9 protein-coding genes are annotated in these 16,087 nt (G+C 67.7%); 8 read left to right on the plus strand and 1 reads right to left on the minus strand.

What is annotated here, in order from left to right; translation table 11 throughout:
* The 4 genes from KYX69_RS21855 to KYX69_RS21870 form a co-directional block, all read left to right on the plus strand.
* The coding region (locus tag KYX69_RS21855; protein WP_367280219.1) for a DUF6504 family protein at positions 1 to 965 on the plus strand (965 nt) is incomplete at its 5' end.
* Entirely contained in the window at positions 965 to 4,252 is a 3,288-nt protein-coding gene (locus KYX69_RS21860) for an error-prone DNA polymerase (RefSeq protein WP_300501470.1), read from the plus strand. The genes KYX69_RS21855 and KYX69_RS21860, both read left to right, overlap by 1 nt.
* Positions 4,253 to 4,364: 112 nt before the next feature.
* Positions 4,365 to 4,739, plus strand: coding sequence for a helix-turn-helix transcriptional regulator (locus KYX69_RS21865; RefSeq protein ID WP_300501471.1), 375 nt, complete (start codon positions 4,365 to 4,367; stop codon positions 4,737 to 4,739).
* The gene (locus KYX69_RS21870; RefSeq protein WP_300501473.1) at positions 4,739 to 5,971 is read left to right on the plus strand and encodes a type II toxin-antitoxin system HipA family toxin; all 1,233 of its coding nucleotides are present in this window, start codon (positions 4,739 to 4,741) and stop codon (positions 5,969 to 5,971) included. Before KYX69_RS21865 ends, KYX69_RS21870 begins: the two co-directional genes overlap by 1 nt.
* Before the next feature lie 189 nt (positions 5,972 to 6,160).
* Here the strand turns inward: KYX69_RS21870 and KYX69_RS21875 are convergent, their stop codons facing one another.
* Positions 6,161 to 9,781, minus strand: coding sequence for an SIR2 family protein (locus KYX69_RS21875; RefSeq protein ID WP_300501475.1), 3,621 nt, complete (start codon positions 9,779 to 9,781; stop codon positions 6,161 to 6,163).
* A gap of 298 nt (positions 9,782 to 10,079) precedes the next feature.
* On the opposite strand from KYX69_RS21875, the gene KYX69_RS21880 reads away from it, so the two are divergent.
* From KYX69_RS21880 to KYX69_RS21895, 4 genes are all read left to right on the plus strand, one after another.
* Positions 10,080 to 11,279: a DUF932 domain-containing protein gene (locus tag KYX69_RS21880; protein ID WP_300501477.1), complete on the plus strand. Its 1,200-nt coding sequence runs from the start codon at positions 10,080 to 10,082 to the stop codon at positions 11,277 to 11,279.
* Between the two features lie 123 nt (positions 11,280 to 11,402).
* Positions 11,403 to 13,511 (plus strand): ParB/RepB/Spo0J family partition protein, encoded by a 2,109-nt coding sequence (locus KYX69_RS21885; RefSeq protein WP_300501478.1) that lies wholly within the window; start codon positions 11,403 to 11,405, stop codon positions 13,509 to 13,511.
* Between the two features lie 58 nt (positions 13,512 to 13,569).
* Positions 13,570 to 13,806, plus strand: a complete 237-nt coding sequence (locus KYX69_RS21890) for a DUF6117 family protein (RefSeq protein ID WP_300501479.1) — start codon at positions 13,570 to 13,572, stop codon at positions 13,804 to 13,806.
* 55 nt (positions 13,807 to 13,861) lie between these two features.
* Positions 13,862 to 16,087 (plus strand): strawberry notch-like NTP hydrolase domain-containing protein (locus tag KYX69_RS21895; RefSeq protein WP_300501481.1); only part of this gene is annotated, 2,226 nt, incomplete at its 3' end.

Consider the following 16,087-nt stretch of genomic DNA (forward strand, 5'->3'; position numbering starts at 1 on the left):
AGCCGGCCGCGCTCGCCGCCGCCGCGCGGTTCGGGCTCGACCGGGTAGGCGACCTCTATCCGATGCCGCGCGGGCCCCTTGCCCGGCGGCTTGGGCTGGCGAGCGTCACCCGGCTCGACCAGGCGCTCGGCCGCGCCGCCGAGCCGATCGTGCCGGTGGTCCCGTTCGAGGCCCCCATAGTGTCGCGGCGCCTGCTCGAGCCGATCGGCACGCCCGAGGCGATCGTCCAGGTGATCACCGATCTGGTCGATGATCTGGTCGCGGTGCTGCAGGCGCGCGGGCTTGGCGTGCGCACTGCGGTGATCACCGCCGAACGGGTCGACGGGGCGGATCAGCATCTCAGCATCGGCGCGTCGCGCGCCACCCGCGATCCGCGCCATCTGGTGCGGATGTTCGGCCTCAGGATCGACCGGCTCGAGCCCGGGCTCGGCATCGAGGCGATGCACTTGCGCGTGCCCCACAGCGAGCCGCTCGGCGCACGGATCGCCGGCGCGCTCCTGCCCGATGGCGACGCGGCGCCGGACCTCGCGCCCGCGATCGACCAGCTTGCCGGCCGCGCCGGCGAGGCGGCGGTGTTCCGGGTCGGGCTCGAGCAGAGCGACGTGCCCGAGCGCGCGGTGCGGCGCCTGGGCGCGCTCGCCGAGCCGGAAGGCTGGCCCGCCTGGAAGCGGCCGGTGCGCATGCTGCGCCGGCCCGAGCTGCTGTCGCATGTCGTGGCGCTGCTCCCCGATCATCCGCCGCGCCGTTTCACCTGGCGCGGGCGCATCTACCCGGTCGTCGCCGGTGACGGCCCCGAGCGCATCCATGGCGAATGGTGGCGCACGTCCCGCGAGCTCTGGGCGGTGCGCGACTATTTCCGGGTCGAGGTCGAAGGCGGCCAGCGCTTCTGGCTGTTCCGGCGCGGTGACGGCGTCGTCCCCGAAACCGGCGATCTCAGCTGGTATCTGCACGGCTTTTTCGGCTGATGGCGGCGCCGGCCACCACCTATGTCGAACTCCAGGTGACGAGCCATTTCTCGTTCCTGCGTGGGAGCAGCGCGCCCGAGGAACTGTTCGCGGCCGCGCAATTGCTCGGACACAGCGCGCTCGGCCTGGCCGACTGGAGCAGCGTCGCGGGCGTGGTCCGCGGCTGGGACGGCCAGAAGGCGACCGGGGTGCGGATGATCGCGGGGGCGCGGGTCGACCTGACCGACGGCCGCGCCTTGCTGCTCTATCCGACCGACCGGCCGGCCTGGTCGCGCCTGACCCGCCTGCTCTCGATCGGCAAGGCGCGCGGCGGCAAGGGGCGCTGCATCCTCGGCTGGTCCGATGTCGCCGATCATGCCGAGGGACAAGTCGCGATCCTCGTACCCGACCTGCCGGATGCGGTGACGGCAGCGCATCTCGCCGAGCTGGTGCAGGTCTTCGGGGACCGCGCCTATCTGGCGCTCTCCTACCGCCGCCGCCCCGACGATGTCGAACGGCTCCATGCGCTGGATGCCTTGGCGCGGGCCGCCGGTGTCCGCGCGGTTGCGACCGGCGACATCCTCTATCATTCCCCCGAGGCGCGTCCGCTCCAGGATGTCGTGACCGCGATCCGGCTGAAGACCACAGTCGATGCGCTCGGCTACCAGCGCGAGCGCTTCATGGACCGGCATCTGAAGTCGCCGGCGGAGATGGAGCGCCGCTTCGCCGGCTTCCCGGATGCGATCGCCGCGACCGCCGATATCGCGCGCGCCTGCACCTTCGATCTTGGCGAGATCCGCTACCAATATCCCTATGAGCAGGTGATGGCGGGCAAGAGTGCGCAGGAGGCCCTGGCCTGGCTGACCGCCGACGCGGCGGCGGCCAAGTTTCCGGAAGGGGTTCCCCAGGCCTATGCCGGCCAGATCGCCCACGAGCTGAAGCTGATCGGCGAGCTCGGCTATGCGCCCTATTTCCTGACCGTGCGCTCGATCGTCGAGGAGAGCCGCAGGCGCGGCATCCTTTGCCAGGGGCGCGGGTCGGCGGCCAACAGCTGCGTCTGCTACCTGCTCGGCATCACTTCGATCGACCCGATCCAGCACGAACTGCTGTTCGAGCGCTTCGTCTCGGGCGAGCGCAAGGAGCCGCCCGATATCGATGTCGATTTCGAGCATGAGCGCCGCGAGGAGATCATCCAGTGGATCTACGAAACCTATGGCCGCCATCGCAGCGCGCTGACCGCGGTGGTGACGCGCTACCGCACCCGCGGCGCGGTCGCCGAGGTCGGCAAGGCGCTGGGGCTGCCACGCGATCTCACCAAGATGCTGACCGGGCTGGTCTGGGGCTGGTCGATGGACGGGATTTCGGACGCGGCAGTAGACAGCCTCAACCTCAATTCCAGCGATCACCGGCTCAAGCTGACGTTGCGGCTGGCGCGCCAGCTGATCGGCACGCCCCGGCATCTGTCGCAGCATCCCGGCGGCTTCGTGCTGACCCAGGACCGATTGGACGATCTCGTGCCGATCGAGCCGGCGCGGATGGAGGATCGCCAGATCATCGAGTGGGACAAGGACGATATCGACGCGCTTCGCTTCATGAAGGTCGATGTGCTGGGCTTGGGCATGCTCGGTTGCATGAACCGCGCCTTCACCCTGCTCGAGGCGCACAAGGGCGTGAAGATCGGCATGGCCGATCTCCAGGACGACGATCCGGACGTCTACAGGATGATCCAGAAGGCCGACACGCTCGGCGTCTTCCAGATCGAGAGCCGCGCGCAGATGTCGATGCTGCCGCGCATGAAGCCCGTCAAATTCTACGACCTGGTGATCGAGGTCGCCATCGTGCGTCCGGGGCCGATTCAGGGCGACATGGTCCATCCTTATCTCCGGCGGCGCGAGGGCAAGGAGAAGCCCGAATATCCCCGTCCCGAGTTGCGCGCGGTGCTCGAGAAGACCCTGGGCGTGCCGCTGTTCCAGGAGCAGGCGATGAAGGTCGCGATCGTCGGCGCGGGCTTCACCCCCGCCGAGGCCGACCAGCTGCGCCGCGCCATGGCGACCTTCAAGCTCACCGGCGGGGTCAGCCATTTCTACGACAAGCTGGTCGGGGGCATGGTCGCGCGCGGCTATCCGCAGGACTTTGCCGAGCGCACCTTCAAGCAGATCGAGGGCTTCGGGTCCTATGGCTTTCCCGAGAGCCACGCCGCCTCCTTCGCCAAGATCGCCTATGCCTCCTGCTGGGTGAAGCATCATCATCCTGACGTCTTCTGCGCGGCGTTGCTCAACGCCCAGCCGATGGGCTTCTACGCGCCCGCGCAGATCGTCCGCGATGCGCAGGCACACGGCGTCGAGATCCGGCCCGTCTCGATCAACCACAGCCATTGGGACTGCACCCTCGAGCCGTCCGGGCATTCCGGCGGCGGGCGCTATCTCGCGGTCCGGCTCGGCTTCCGGCAGGTCCGCGGGCTCGCCAACGTGCATGGCGCCGCGATCGCGGTGGCGCGGGGCGATCTTGCCTATGAAAGCGTCGAGGAGGTCTGGCGCCGGGCCGGGGTGCCGCGGGTGGCGATCGAGCGGCTCGCCGAGGCCGACGCGTTCCACTGCATCGCCGAGGATCGGCGCCAGGGGCTATGGAAGGTGAAGGGGCTGGGCGAGGCGCCGTTGCCGCTGTTCGCGGCGGCGGACGCACGCGAGGGAGGATTTTCGCCCGAGGGCCAGGAGCCGCGCGTGACGCTGGCGCCGCTCACCGACGGGCGCGAGGTGGTCGAGGATTACCGCACGCTGCAGCTGTCGCTGCGCGCACATCCGCTCACATTCCTGCGCGAGCAGCTCGCCGCCGAGAAGATCGTGCGCTGCGGCGATCTCGCCGGCATTCGCGATGGCCGGTTCGTCGAGGTCGCGGGCGTAATCCTGGTCCGCCAGCGTCCGGGCTCGGCGCGCGGCGTGCTGTTCATCACAATCGAGGACGAAACCGGCGTCGCCAACGGCATCCTCTGGCCCGACCGGTTCGAGAAGCAGCGCCGCGCGGTGATGTCGGCGTCGATGGTGTCCTTGCGCGGGCGGCTGCAGAAGGAAGGCGCGGTGATCCATGTCATCGTCGATCGCGTCGTACCGCGCGACGAGATGCTGCGCTCGGTCGGACGGATGGCGATGCCGGTGACGTTCGGTCGCGGCGACGGTGCGACGCATGCCGGCGCGCCCGATCGAGGCGATCCGGGCTGGCGACCGGGGCCGCGCGATTTGTATTCGCCGCCGTTTCCGAACGGCGTGGATTCCGAGGACCTGATCAAGGTGCGCAGCCATGATTTTCATTGAGGGGTACGGTCGGACCGCATGTGCTTCGATCAGGTTCGCTGGGTCGAGCAAAATCCAATAAGATGTCAGATATGATTGATTATCGCTCGTTATGCGTTATATATGACGCGTTATGTCATCGCCCAAGACCCGACCGATATTGCGCCAGCTTGGCAACGACCTGCGTTTGGCACGGCTCAGGCGGCGCATGGCCGTGGCCGACCTCGCGCTGCGTTCCGGTTCCTCGCCCAGCACCATAACCCGGCTGGAAAAAGGGGAGCCGGGCATCGGCATCGGCACGCTCGCCGAGGTCTTGATCGTGCTCGGCCTCACCGACCGTCTTGCCGAACTGATCGATGTCCGCAGCGACGAACTCGGCCTTGCCTTGACGGATCAGGACCTGCCGCAAAGGGGACGAAACTCCCCGGCCGCGCGCCGGCGCAAGCGCGGCGAGAACGAGGTGAGCGCCCAGGCCGGCGACTCCGATGATGATGGCGTCGCATTCTGATGACCGACTCCCGCGCAAAGGTCGCGCTCGGCGAAGGGCTGGTCCCGGTTGGACAATTGCGGTTCACCCATTCCGGGCCCCGGCAATTTTCGAGCTTCGCCTATGATCAGGCCTGGATCGACAATCCACGCCATTTCGACCTTTCTCCCGACATGCCGTTCGATGGCGGCCCGTTTCACGCCTCCGCCCAGCATGGCGACCAGCGCGATGCCCTGAGCGGCGCCTTTGCCGACGCGGCCCCGGATAGCTGGGGCCGAAGGCTGCTCGAGCGCAACTATGGCAACGGCCTCAGCGAATTCGAATATCTGACCCTGTCCGACGATGCCTGTCGCCAGGGCGCGCTACGCTTCCTCGATGGCGACGGTGCCGTCATCACCGGCGCCGCAGCCGATGCGGTGCCGCGCCTGATCGACCTCGCTGCGCTCACTGAGATCGCCCGCGCCTATGAGCAGGGGCAGGATATCTCAGCCGAGCAGTTGGCGGCGCTCGCAGGTGCCGGCGGCTCGGGCGGTGCGCGGCCTAAAGCGAATGTGCGCGAGGGCGACCAATTGTGGCTCGCCAAATTCACCTCGGTGCTCGACCAGCAGCCAGTGGAGCGCGCCGAGGTCGCCGTGCTACGCCTCGCGGCAGCCTGTGGCATCACCGTGCCGGAAGTTCGCCTCGAGCTTGGCGACACGCCCTATCCGGTCGCGCTGCTACGGCGATTCGACCGGTTGGGCAGTGGCCGGATTCCCTATATCTCGGCTAGGACCGCGCTCGCCAAGCGTGGCACTGCGCTGGGATCCTATACCGAGATCGTCGACTTCATGCGCGGCCATTCCGCCGATCCATCGCGGGATTTTCACGAGCTCTTTCGCCGCCTGATCTTCACCATCCTCGTGTCGAACAAGGATGATCACCTGAAGAACCACGGCTTCCTCTATGTCGGCCGGGGCCGTTGGCGCTTGTCCCCCATGTTCGACGTCAACCCAGCACCTGACCGTAATCCACATCTGGAGACAGCAATCTTCGAGGGCGGCTCTCATGACCGGTCGATCCTCCTCGCACTTGAGGCGTGCGAGTTCTTCGAGATCAAACCGCCGGAGGCGCGCGCAATGATCCGCGAACTGGCGTCGACGGTCGCGCAGAACTGGCGGGGCGCGCTGCGCGATGCCGGCATTGCCGGGGCACAGGCGCGCAGCTTCGAGCCGGCATTCGAACATGACGAAGCGGAAGTCGCACGCACTATATAGTCAGATATGACGATTTAAGCGCTGTAATGCGTCAGATATGAATGTTTGACATGTTCGGAGACCGCTGGGCTATCGAGCCCGGCACCGAGCTTGGATGTAACCTGAGCACAGCAGCCCTCGGCTAGACCTGGGGCCACATTGTCCGAAATATGTATACAAATTTCGGACAGCCAGCCCTGCCGCGCTCACCTAATTAGGCCGCTGCAATTGGCGCATCCGCCAAAAGGCGGGTTCGGACGCGATGCCCGGATCCGCCGCGAGAAGGTCACGCATGACCACACCTAGGTCGGTCGGGGGCGGCGATTCGCGATCGACTACCGAGGCGATCAGCCGAAGCGATGCACGCGGATAGGTCGCGATCGGATCGCTAGCTTCGTCCAGTTCGAGGCCGTGTCGCAAATCGTAGAACTTCGCCGGGCGGATCAGCCCGAGGACGATTTCGACTGCCTCCTCGAACGCGGATCCCGCCAGCCCCGGCAGCTTTGCCAGATCGTCGGAGACTTCGGCCGTCCGCGCAGCGACGTCGTTTGGCCAATAATCGGTCAGGAATTGCCGGAACACGGTCTTCCAGGTGGCGGCGCGTTCCGACTCCCCATCGATCTGCCGCAAGATGGTGCAGAGTTCCCATGCCATCGAAGCAAGCACGGCGTTGGGCATGCGCGTCAGTGCGTGGCGGCACTCCACAGCGGTGAGCTGGAATCCGCCTTCCTTGCGAATGACCGAGAAAGCGGCGCTGACCACAGCGCCCGACAGACGCTCCCGGGCTGCGCCGTCCGTCTTGTCGTGCTCCAGCGCCAGGAAAATCGACCGCTTCAGCCGATTGAATAGCGGTGAATATTGCGGCGCATCCGAGACCGACACGACGCTCATCAGGTCGATCGCATCCTCGCCACCGGCCTCGAGCAGCGGGAAAAGATAGCGATCGACCCATTGCGGGGCGAGCCAATGGAGGAACGCGAGTTCGCGAATCATTGCCGCGCGGGCGATGACGCCCGGACGTCCGACAAGTGACGCGAGCAGCTTGAACCGCCCGCGGAACCTGACGGCGAACCCGCCGCCTTCAGTGCGTGGGACGCTGCCTTGCATCTGGACCAGGGCGCTCGCCAGGTTGGCCAGCGGGTGCGACAGGATCACTTCCGACAAGGCGCGGGGCTTATCGTCGTCCTCTTCTATCTCGGCTGCGAGTGGCGTGAGCCGGTCCCAGAGTCGCAAGATGGCGGAAAAGACCCGCTTTTTTGGGGAACCGGCACGCCGCTCGATTACATTGACCAGCGTATAGGCCATGGTTCTGAGAGCGTCGTCGGGGCCCACGATAACCGCCGCGATCACCTTGGCGAGATCCGGCAATGGCGGTGGATTCTGAGCCGGGTCCTGGTAGGAATATTGACTGAGAAGCGGTTGCCAGCGGTGCGCTTCGAACTGGCCTTTGCCCTGGTCAGCCAGCAATGCGCGGAACGCCCTGCCAGGATCGTCGCGGACGAGGACCTGCCAGACATCGGATTGCCCGATCCGGTCGCTCTTCTCGGCTTCCGCAGCGCTTGCGATCAGTTCCTCGTCCGGTACCTGTGCGAGCACCCGCGTGTCGGCAGAATAGCCCGATCCCGAATAGCTTGCGTTCACGAGATGCGCGAGGATCGCCACCTCTTTGGGGAGGTCGGGATAGACCTTGCGAAATCCTGCCAGCCGTGAGCGAGCGTTGGCGGACAGGCGGCCACCTGCGGTCCCGATCCGCACCAGCTCACGCACGGTATAATAGGCGCGCGTGCGCTTGCGATATCCGGCGTCGGTGAAGCGCCGGACGGTCTCCGCCTTCATGCCGGCAAGTATCGCGGCCTCGATACGGTCGCGTGTGCGCGGGTGGAGACGGTTCCAACGCCGGCAATAGAAGCGAACCAGCTCTGGATTGTCATCGCCGGACCAATAGCGGTCGCGTGTCGTCGAACCCAGATAGCGCTCGATTGCCTCCGCGGGTCCAGCCTTGGATATGGTCGCGCTCCACGCCGCAAGCCGCCTGAAAATCATCGCGTCACGCCCGGCCCAGTTCTCGGCAATACGCCCCGCAAGCCTGGCATCGCGCTCCGCCAGGCGGCGCCAGAGGCCCGTCATCAGCCGAATGAGCGGTCCGAAGTGATTATTGTATTGGTCGGGCGGATTGCGCCGCCAGCCGCGACGATGTCGATCGTCCGGTTCTGCGAAGCTGTCACCGGGCTCTGGCGCGTGAACCAGCGCGATGTCCCAGGATTGAAGATCGCCATTATGCTCGAGTAATCCCGCATCGGCGGCGGTTTCGAGCGCCTCGACCAGCGCCCGGTCCAGCGCTTCGATCAGCCTGACCTCGGCCTGCGATGTCTGGGGCCATTTCTCCAGCCTGCGCTGCCAGTCGCGCTCATCGGCGCGAAACTCGAATTGCCCGAGATCATGAATCGTCTGCGGGGGCGCCAGCGGCTCTTCCGCCTCCTGGAATCTGAAGCGCTTGCCCACCGTCAACCGAGGTTCGACAGCCGCCACCATCTCGGCCACGCTGCTCGCGCTCACCGCCGCGGTCATGCGCCGCCTTCCATAGGGGTTGGTCTCGGGGCGCAGACGCGCCTCGACGAAGAGGGGCCAGAAGGTGGCATATGGTTCGGGGAGCGGATCGCTCCGGAAGCGCAATAAGATGTCGACCGCGCGAGCAACCCGCGTAGAGATCTGCCCCTGGAGTGCCACCGCATAGCGGGCCGCCCGTGCTGACGACAGCCGCTCGGCGAACCAGGCGCGATACGACCAATCGTCGAGCGGTTCGCGCTCGCTTTCGAGCGCCTCCAGCCAGGCCGGGTCGTCGGCATGGGCGGCAACGACGGCCGCACTCAAGATCGCGCTGTTGATATAGAGCAGACGCTCGCGCTGGCTCTCCGAACTGGCTGCGTGGTCGGTGGCCGTGATTTCCGCGATCTTCGCCTCCGACCAGCCGAGCGGGTCGCGGACCATATCCGCCCATTCGCGCAGCGTGCGATAGAGCGGCGAATAGTCATGGTTGCGGACAGGGAAAATCAGCGGGTGCACGCCCTTGCCGCGCCACATCTCTCGCAGCCCGCCCGCATCGTCCTTGTCGTCGGCGACGAGCGCATAAGCCGGCCTCAGGTCCGGGAAGTTCAACCGGCCTTCCTCGGTCGCCTCGAGCATGTACCGCATCGGCGGGTCGTCGGCCGAATAGCCGACCAGCACGAGCGTATAGCGCCGCATCAGGTCGTAGACCGTTCGCGAGGCCCAGCCGTCGCGCATATACGCTTCGCCGAAGTTCGGCGAGGTGAGGATCAGATCGGTTTGGCTCAAGTTGAGCAGCTTGTCGGCGACGCGGCCGTGTAGATGGAACGCGCCAGCGAATTCTGGCGACCCGACCGCAGGCATGCCTTGGCAGGCGCTGCTGGGTAGCCTCTGCTTGGTCGCTCGATACCAGGCTCTTTCGAAGATTGTGTCGAAGTTGGTGGTCACGATCCGCGGAACGCCGTTCGTGCCGCGCGAGATATCCAGCAAGTCGAGATGGGCAGCAAACGAAGCACCACGCTTCGGCTTCACCAGTTCGGTGATCGCGTTGCGCACATCGTTTCGAGGCTGCTGCCAATCGCTGCCACGATATACGAGCCTGCGTTCGAGCAGCCCGATCAACCGGTCATATTGCCCGGCGGCAAGGGCGTCGATCTCCGCCTGTGTGGCGAGACTGTCAGGCTTTCCCGGAATGGCTTGGCCCAGCCGTTCATAGGCCAGTTCCGCCAAGCGTCCGAACAGTGGCAATCCCGCAGCGACCGACACGCCTGCCCCGACGACAAACATCAGATTGCCTTCGCGCTGTTCTCTCAGGAGCGACTGCGGAATATCTGGACCATCGGGCACGAACAACATGCCGCCATCTATGCAGTATTTTGTATCGAGCGATCCAGTGATGGAACGAATTACACCGCCTGCCGGGAGAGGAAGGCCTTCCCCTGACGGCCAGCCGCGTCTGGCCATACCCCATCTGCGGGCGCTCCGCCCCGCAACACCCCGGCGAGAGAGGAAGAGGACGGCCGGTTCGGCCGTGACGGGTCAGGGCTGAGAGAGAGTCTCTCGGCGCCCGTCGCGGAGAATTTCCATGGCGACTGTCCTTCAACCCCATTCCGCGCCGCCCCGGCGCGCCGCGCCCTACAAGGTCGATATCTCACGCGGCTCGCGCATCGGGCGCGTCTCTTCCGAATGGTTCTCGCGGCCCGACGACGAGCGATATCTGTCGCTCACCGCGCTCCATGCGGCAACGCTGGCGCGCGCCAGGTGCGCCACCACGCGCACCGTCGAGACGCGCGATGTCCGGGTCGAGGCGTCCCGCGACAATGCCGAGCGCCTCGCCCTGATCGTGCCCGGGCGGGATGAGCCGGTCGCGCCGACCCATTGGTCATTCGGCCAGCTGTGCAGCCTGGTCGGCGCGCCTTCCGGCTATCTGCGCGAGCTGCCCGCGCCGTTGGCAGGCATCAATCTCCAGCACGGCCTGCTCAACCACCGTGCCGAGCTGATGAAGACCCTCGAGACCGAGGACGGGCGCACCGAGCTGCGCGCGGTGACCGGGCCGGACTATGGCCGGATCTGGGATCACGAGCTGGTCGCCGCGGTGATGAAGATCGCCGGCAACGGCACCGGCGACACGCGCTGGAAGGTGCCGGGGCTGCTCGACTGGGCGACCATGACGCACAACCCGCATGTCGAGATCACCAAGGACACCACCACCCTCTACGCCAGCGACCGTGACGTCTTCCTGTTCCTGGTCGACGACGCCCATCCGATCGAGGCTGGCCGGCTTCCCAATGGCGACCCCGACCTGTTCTTCCGCGGATTCTACTGCTGGAACAGCGAAGTCGGCGCGAAGACCCTCGGCATGGCGAGCTTCTATCTCCGCGCGGTCTGCATGAACCGCAACATCTGGGGCGCGGAGGGCTTCGAGGAGATCAGCATCCGCCACTCCAAGTTCGCCGCCAACCGCTTCGCGCACGAAGCGGCACCGGCGCTGGAGAATTTCGCGACGTCGTCGCCGCAGCCCTTCATGTCGGGCATCCTCGCGGCGCGCCAGCGTATCGTCGCCCGCACCGACGAGGACCGGCAGGATTTCCTGCGCAGGCGCGGTTTCTCGAAGGCCGAGACCGGCAGGATCATCGCGACCGTGCTCGACGAGGAAGGGCATCCGCCCGCCTCGATCTTCGACTTCGTCCAGGGGATCACCGCGCTCGCGCGGGACAAGCCGCACCAGGATGCGCGGCTCGATCTCGAGTCCAGGGCGTCGAAGCTCCTGGCCGCCGTGCACTGAACCCCACGCCTGTCATCCCCGGCGGCGCGGCCCTCCTCCCAGAGGAAGAGGGCTGCGCCGCTCCCATGGCGGAGTGAAGGTCGGGAGAGAGTCTCCCGGCGCTCCGCCATGTGGAGAACTGACATGGCGAAAGCCCAACCCAAGCTCGTCCTCGCGCCCGCGCAGGGGATTCCCTTCAATCAGCTGGTCCTGTCCCAGGCCAATGTCCGCCGGGTGAAGAACGGCGTCACCATCGAGCAACTGGCGGCGGACATCGAGCGCCGAGGCCTGCTCCAGGGCCTGAGCGTCCGGCCGCTGCTCGATGCCGAGGGCCGGGACACCGGCACCTTCCATGTGCCGGCCGGCGGCCGGCGCTTCCGCGCGCTCGAGATCCTCGTCAAGCGCAAGCGGCTCGCGCCGGACGCGGTCGTCCCCTGCGTCGTCAAACCCGCCGATGCGCCGGTCTCGGCCGAGGAGGACAGCTATGCGGAGAATGTGCACCGCGAGGCGCTTCATCCGCTCGACGAATTCCGCGGCATGAAGAGCCTGGTCGACCAAGGCAGCGAGATCGAGGATGTCGCCGCGCGCTTCCATGTCACGCCCGCGGTCGTGCGCCAGCGCCTCAAGCTCGCCTGCGTGTCGCCGGCGCTGCACGACGTCTACGCCGCAGACGGCATGAGCCTCGAGCAGCTCATGGCCTTCACCGTGTCGGACGATCATGCCCGCCAGGAGCAAGTCTGGGAGCTGGTGCAGACCCATCACAACCAGTCCGCGCACTTCATCCGCGCGCGCCTCAACGAGACGACCGTGCCCGCGCGCGATCCCCGGGCGCTGTTCGTCGGCGTCGATGCCTATGTCGCGGGCGGCGGCTGCGTGCTGCGGGACCTGTTCGAGGAAGATCGCGGCGGGTGGCTGCAGGATGCCGCGTTGCTCGACCGGCTGGTGCTCGAGAAGCTGGGCGCCGAGGCCGACCGCATCCGCGGCGAGGGCTGGAAATGGGTCGAGGTGGCGATCGACCTGCCCTATGGGTTCGAGCACGGCCTGCGGCCGGTCGAGCCGATCCACACGCCACCGAGCGAAGCCGATCTCGCCGAGGTCGCGACGCTCCAGGCCGAAGCAGATGCGCTCGAGGCCGAATGGGGGAATGCCGACGAGATCCCCGACGCGGTCGATGCGCGGATCACCGCGATCGACGAGCGGATCGCGATGCTCGCTGGAGGCAGCTGGGCCTATGATCCCGCCGACATCGCCATTGCCGGCGTGTTCGTGACGATCGACCGGATGGGTGCGCTCGAAATCGAGACCGGCTGGGTCCGACCCGAAGACGAGCCGGTGGTCGAGCCCGAGGGCAATGGCGGCGACGGCGATGATGCCGTCGATCAGGGCGAGGAGGGCGCGGTTCGCGCCGGTGACGGTGACGGCGGCGAAGCCGCCGCCGCCGCGGAACCGTCGTGCGAGGAGGAGGATGAGGGGCTCAAGCCGCTCCCGGACCGGCTGATCTCCGAGCTGACCGCCGAGCGGACGCTGGCGCTGCAGGAGGCGATCGCCGGCAATCCCAAGATCGCCTTCGCCGCGGTGCTGCACAATTTCGTGCTGGCCTGTTTCTATTATGGCCGGACCGAAAGCTGTCTCACCATCAGCCTCACCAAGGTCGGCTTCGGTTTCCAGCCGACCGGCATGAAGCACAGCGCTGCCGCGCTCGCGATCGAGGCCCGGCACGCCGCGTGGAAGGAACGCCTCCCGCAGGCGGACCGCGATCTCTGGGATGCGCTGCTCCAGCTCGATGGCGACGCCCAGGCCGAGCTGTTCGCGCATTGCACGGCCTATGCGGTCAACGCGCTCTACGAGGTCGCGCCCAAATACGACAATGGCCGCATCTCGGCGCACATGGTCGATCGCCGCCTGGCGCACAGCCATGTGCTCGCGCGCGCGGTCGATCTCGACCTCGTCGCCGCCGGCTGGAAACCCACCGCCGACAATTTCTTCGGCAAGGTGACCAAGGCGCGGATCCTCGAGGCGGTGACCGAAGGCAAGGGCGCCGACACCGCCGCGCTGATCGACCATCTCAAGAAGCCGGACATGGCGCGCGAGGCAGAACGGCTGATGGAGGATGCCCGCTGGCTGCCCGAGCCGCTGCGCACGCCGCGGCTGCCGGCCCAGGCCGAACTGCTCGGCGGCGCTGTGGCCGAGCTTCCGGCCTTCCTCGCCGAGGCGGGCGAGGAGGACGCCCCGCTGGCGATCGCCGCCGAGTGACTCGTTGGAGCGGGGCGCCGCGGCGTCCCGCTCCTCCCTCCAGCTCGAGGAGCCAGCGATGGCAATCCCCCACGCGTTTCGCGCCAATTTCGACACGCTGCTGCGCGCGGCGGCGGACGGCAATCTCGCCTTGCTCGAATGCACCGACACGGTCTCGGGCGCACCGCGCTACGTCCTGTGCGCGGTCGCCTTCGACGATGGCGCCTATTGCATGACGCCCTTTGGCCATCTCGCCGATGGCAACCCCTTCGATCTGTATCGGCCGTCCGCCGATCCCGCCCAACCCGCCGACTGACCCGAACGGCCGCGCGCGCCCGGTTGCGTGCGCCCATTCCTCCTGGAGACCCGCCATGAACCTGCCGATCCTCGCCGGGGCGCCGCTTGACGCGCCCTCGTCTTCCGCCGCTTCTGCCGCCGACACCTGTCACCGCGCCGCGCTCGCCCTGCTGCCCGTGCTCGAACGCGGGTCGGCGATCGACGCGACGATGCTCCGCGACGCCATGATCGCGGCTGCCGGCGCGAGCGATGCCGAGGGCGGCTGGGACTGGAAGCAGGCCTATGACACGTGCGAAGCCGCCGAGATCCTGTTCCTCCAGCGGCACGGCCCCGCGATTCTCGACCCGGCCCGCGATGCGCGGTCCTGGCTTCGCCTCGTCGAGCGCGTCGCCGCGCTGGTGCCCACGCAGACGCGGCGCTCGCAGGACGGGCAGGAGATGCAGCAATTCTCGACGCCGCCCGGCCTCGCTTTGGTCGCCGCGATGGCTGCCGGCATCCGACCGGGCGAGCAACTGCTCGAGCCTTCGGCGGGAACCGGCCTGCTCGCGGTCTTCGCCCGGCTGTTCGGCGCCCGCCTTCACCTCAACGAGCTCGCCCCGGCCCGCGCCGCCCTACTCGATCTCCTGTTCGAGGGCGTCCCGGTCACGCGCCATGATGCTGCGCAGATCGACGACCGCCTCGATCCCGGCCTTGTCCCCGACCTGGTGCTGATGAACCCGCCCTTCTCGGCCATGGCGGGCGTCGATCGCCGCATGCCGGGAACCGCGCTCCGCCATATCGCCTCGGCACTCGCTCGGCTTCGGCCCGGAGGACGGCTCGTCGCGATCACCGGCGCGGGGTGCGCGCCCGAGGCGCCGGCATGGCGCGACGCCTCCCCCGCCTTGCAGGAGCGCGGCCGTATCGTGTTCACCGCGTCGATCGACGGCAGCATCTATGCGCGCCACGGCACCACCACCGCCACCCGGCTGACGGTGATCGATCGCGTCCCCGCAGCGGTGCCGCACGACTTCGTGCCCGACCGGGGCCACGCTCCGGACCTGGCGACCCTGCTTGACTGGGTGCTTGCGGGAGTGCCGCCCCGACCCTCGGCGCCGCTGGCCCTGGCGGCGTGCGTGTCCTCGTCCCCGCCTCGACTGCGGTTGGCGCCGGAGATCGACCGCGGCGTTGCGAGCGCTCCGCCGGAGAACGGCGATGCCGTACCGCTTGCCTATGAGACGCGCGACTGGCGGCCTGCCGAGACCACCCGGCTGTCGGGCGGAATCTACGAACCGTTCGAGCTGCAGTCGATCCGCATCGCGGATGCGCGCCCGCATCCGACCGCGCTGGTGCAATCGGCGGCGATGGCGTCGGTCGCGCCGCCCAAGCCGTCCTACCGCCCGCTGCTGCCCCCGCGCCTGATCGCCGAGGGCGTGCTCTCCGACGCCCAGCTCGAATCGATCATCTATGCCGGCGAGGCGCATGCCGGCTTCCTTGCCGGCGCCTGGCAGCTCGATGCCAGCTGCGACATGATGACCGCTGCGCCGCAGGACTGCGAAGCCGCCGTCCGCTTCCGCCGAGGCTGGTTCTGCGGCGACGGCACCGGCGCGGGCAAGGGGCGCGAGGTCGCCGGCATCATCCTCGACAATTGGCTGCAAGGCCGGCGGCGCGCGCTCTGGATCTCGCTGTCGGACAAGCTGCTCGAGGATGCGCAGCGCGACTGGCGCGCGCTCGGCGAGGAGCCGCTGCGCGTGACGCCCTTGTCGCGCTTTCGCCAGGGGGCGCCGATCCGCCTCGGCGAGGGCATCCTGTTCACCACCTATGCCACGCTGCGCAGCGAGGAACGCGGCGGCAAGGCCAGCCGCGTGCAGCAGATCGTCGATTTCCTCGGCCCCGATTTCGACGGGGTGATCGTGTTCGACGAGGCGCACGCCATGGCCAATGCCGCGGGCGGCAAGACCGAGCGCGGCGATCAAGCCGCGTCGCAGCAGGGCCGCGCCGGGCTTCGCCTGCAGCGCGCGCTGCCGCTCGCTCGGGTGATCTACGTCTCGGCGACCGGCGCCACCACGGTCCAGAACCTGGCCTATGCCGAGCGGCTCGGCCTGTGGCTCGGCGAGGATTTCCCGTTCGCCAGCCGCGCCGATTTCGTCTCGGCGATCGAGGCGGGCGGCGTCGCGGCAATGGAGGTCGTCGCGCGGGATCTGAAGGCGCTCGGCCTCTATGCCGCCCGCTCGCTGTCGTTCGAAGGCGTCGAATATGAGCTCCTCGAGCACGCGCTGGCCACCGAGCAGCAGCGCATCTACGATGCCTATGCCGAGGCCTTC

Origin of the sequence: Sphingomonas sp. (genome assembly GCF_030145815.1) — a bacterium.
In the GTDB taxonomy this organism is placed as follows: domain Bacteria; phylum Pseudomonadota; class Alphaproteobacteria; order Sphingomonadales; family Sphingomonadaceae; genus Sphingomonas.

Coding starts and splice junctions, on each gene's coding strand:
- KYX69_RS21870 (WP_300501473.1), top strand. CDS start 4,739: ATGACCGACTCCCGCGCAAAGGTCGCGCTCGGCGAAGGGCTGGTCCCG.
- KYX69_RS21860 (WP_300501470.1), top strand. CDS start 965: ATGGCGGCGCCGGCCACCACCTATGTCGAACTCCAGGTGACGAGCCAT.
- KYX69_RS21890 (WP_300501479.1), top strand. CDS start 13,570: ATGGCAATCCCCCACGCGTTTCGCGCCAATTTCGACACGCTGCTGCGC.
- KYX69_RS21880 (WP_300501477.1), top strand. CDS start 10,080: ATGGCGACTGTCCTTCAACCCCATTCCGCGCCGCCCCGGCGCGCCGCG.
- KYX69_RS21875 (WP_300501475.1), bottom strand. CDS start 9,781: ATGTTTGTCGTCGGGGCAGGCGTGTCGGTCGCTGCGGGATTGCCACTG.
- KYX69_RS21885 (WP_300501478.1), top strand. CDS start 11,403: ATGGCGAAAGCCCAACCCAAGCTCGTCCTCGCGCCCGCGCAGGGGATT.
- KYX69_RS21865 (WP_300501471.1), top strand. CDS start 4,365: ATGTCATCGCCCAAGACCCGACCGATATTGCGCCAGCTTGGCAACGAC.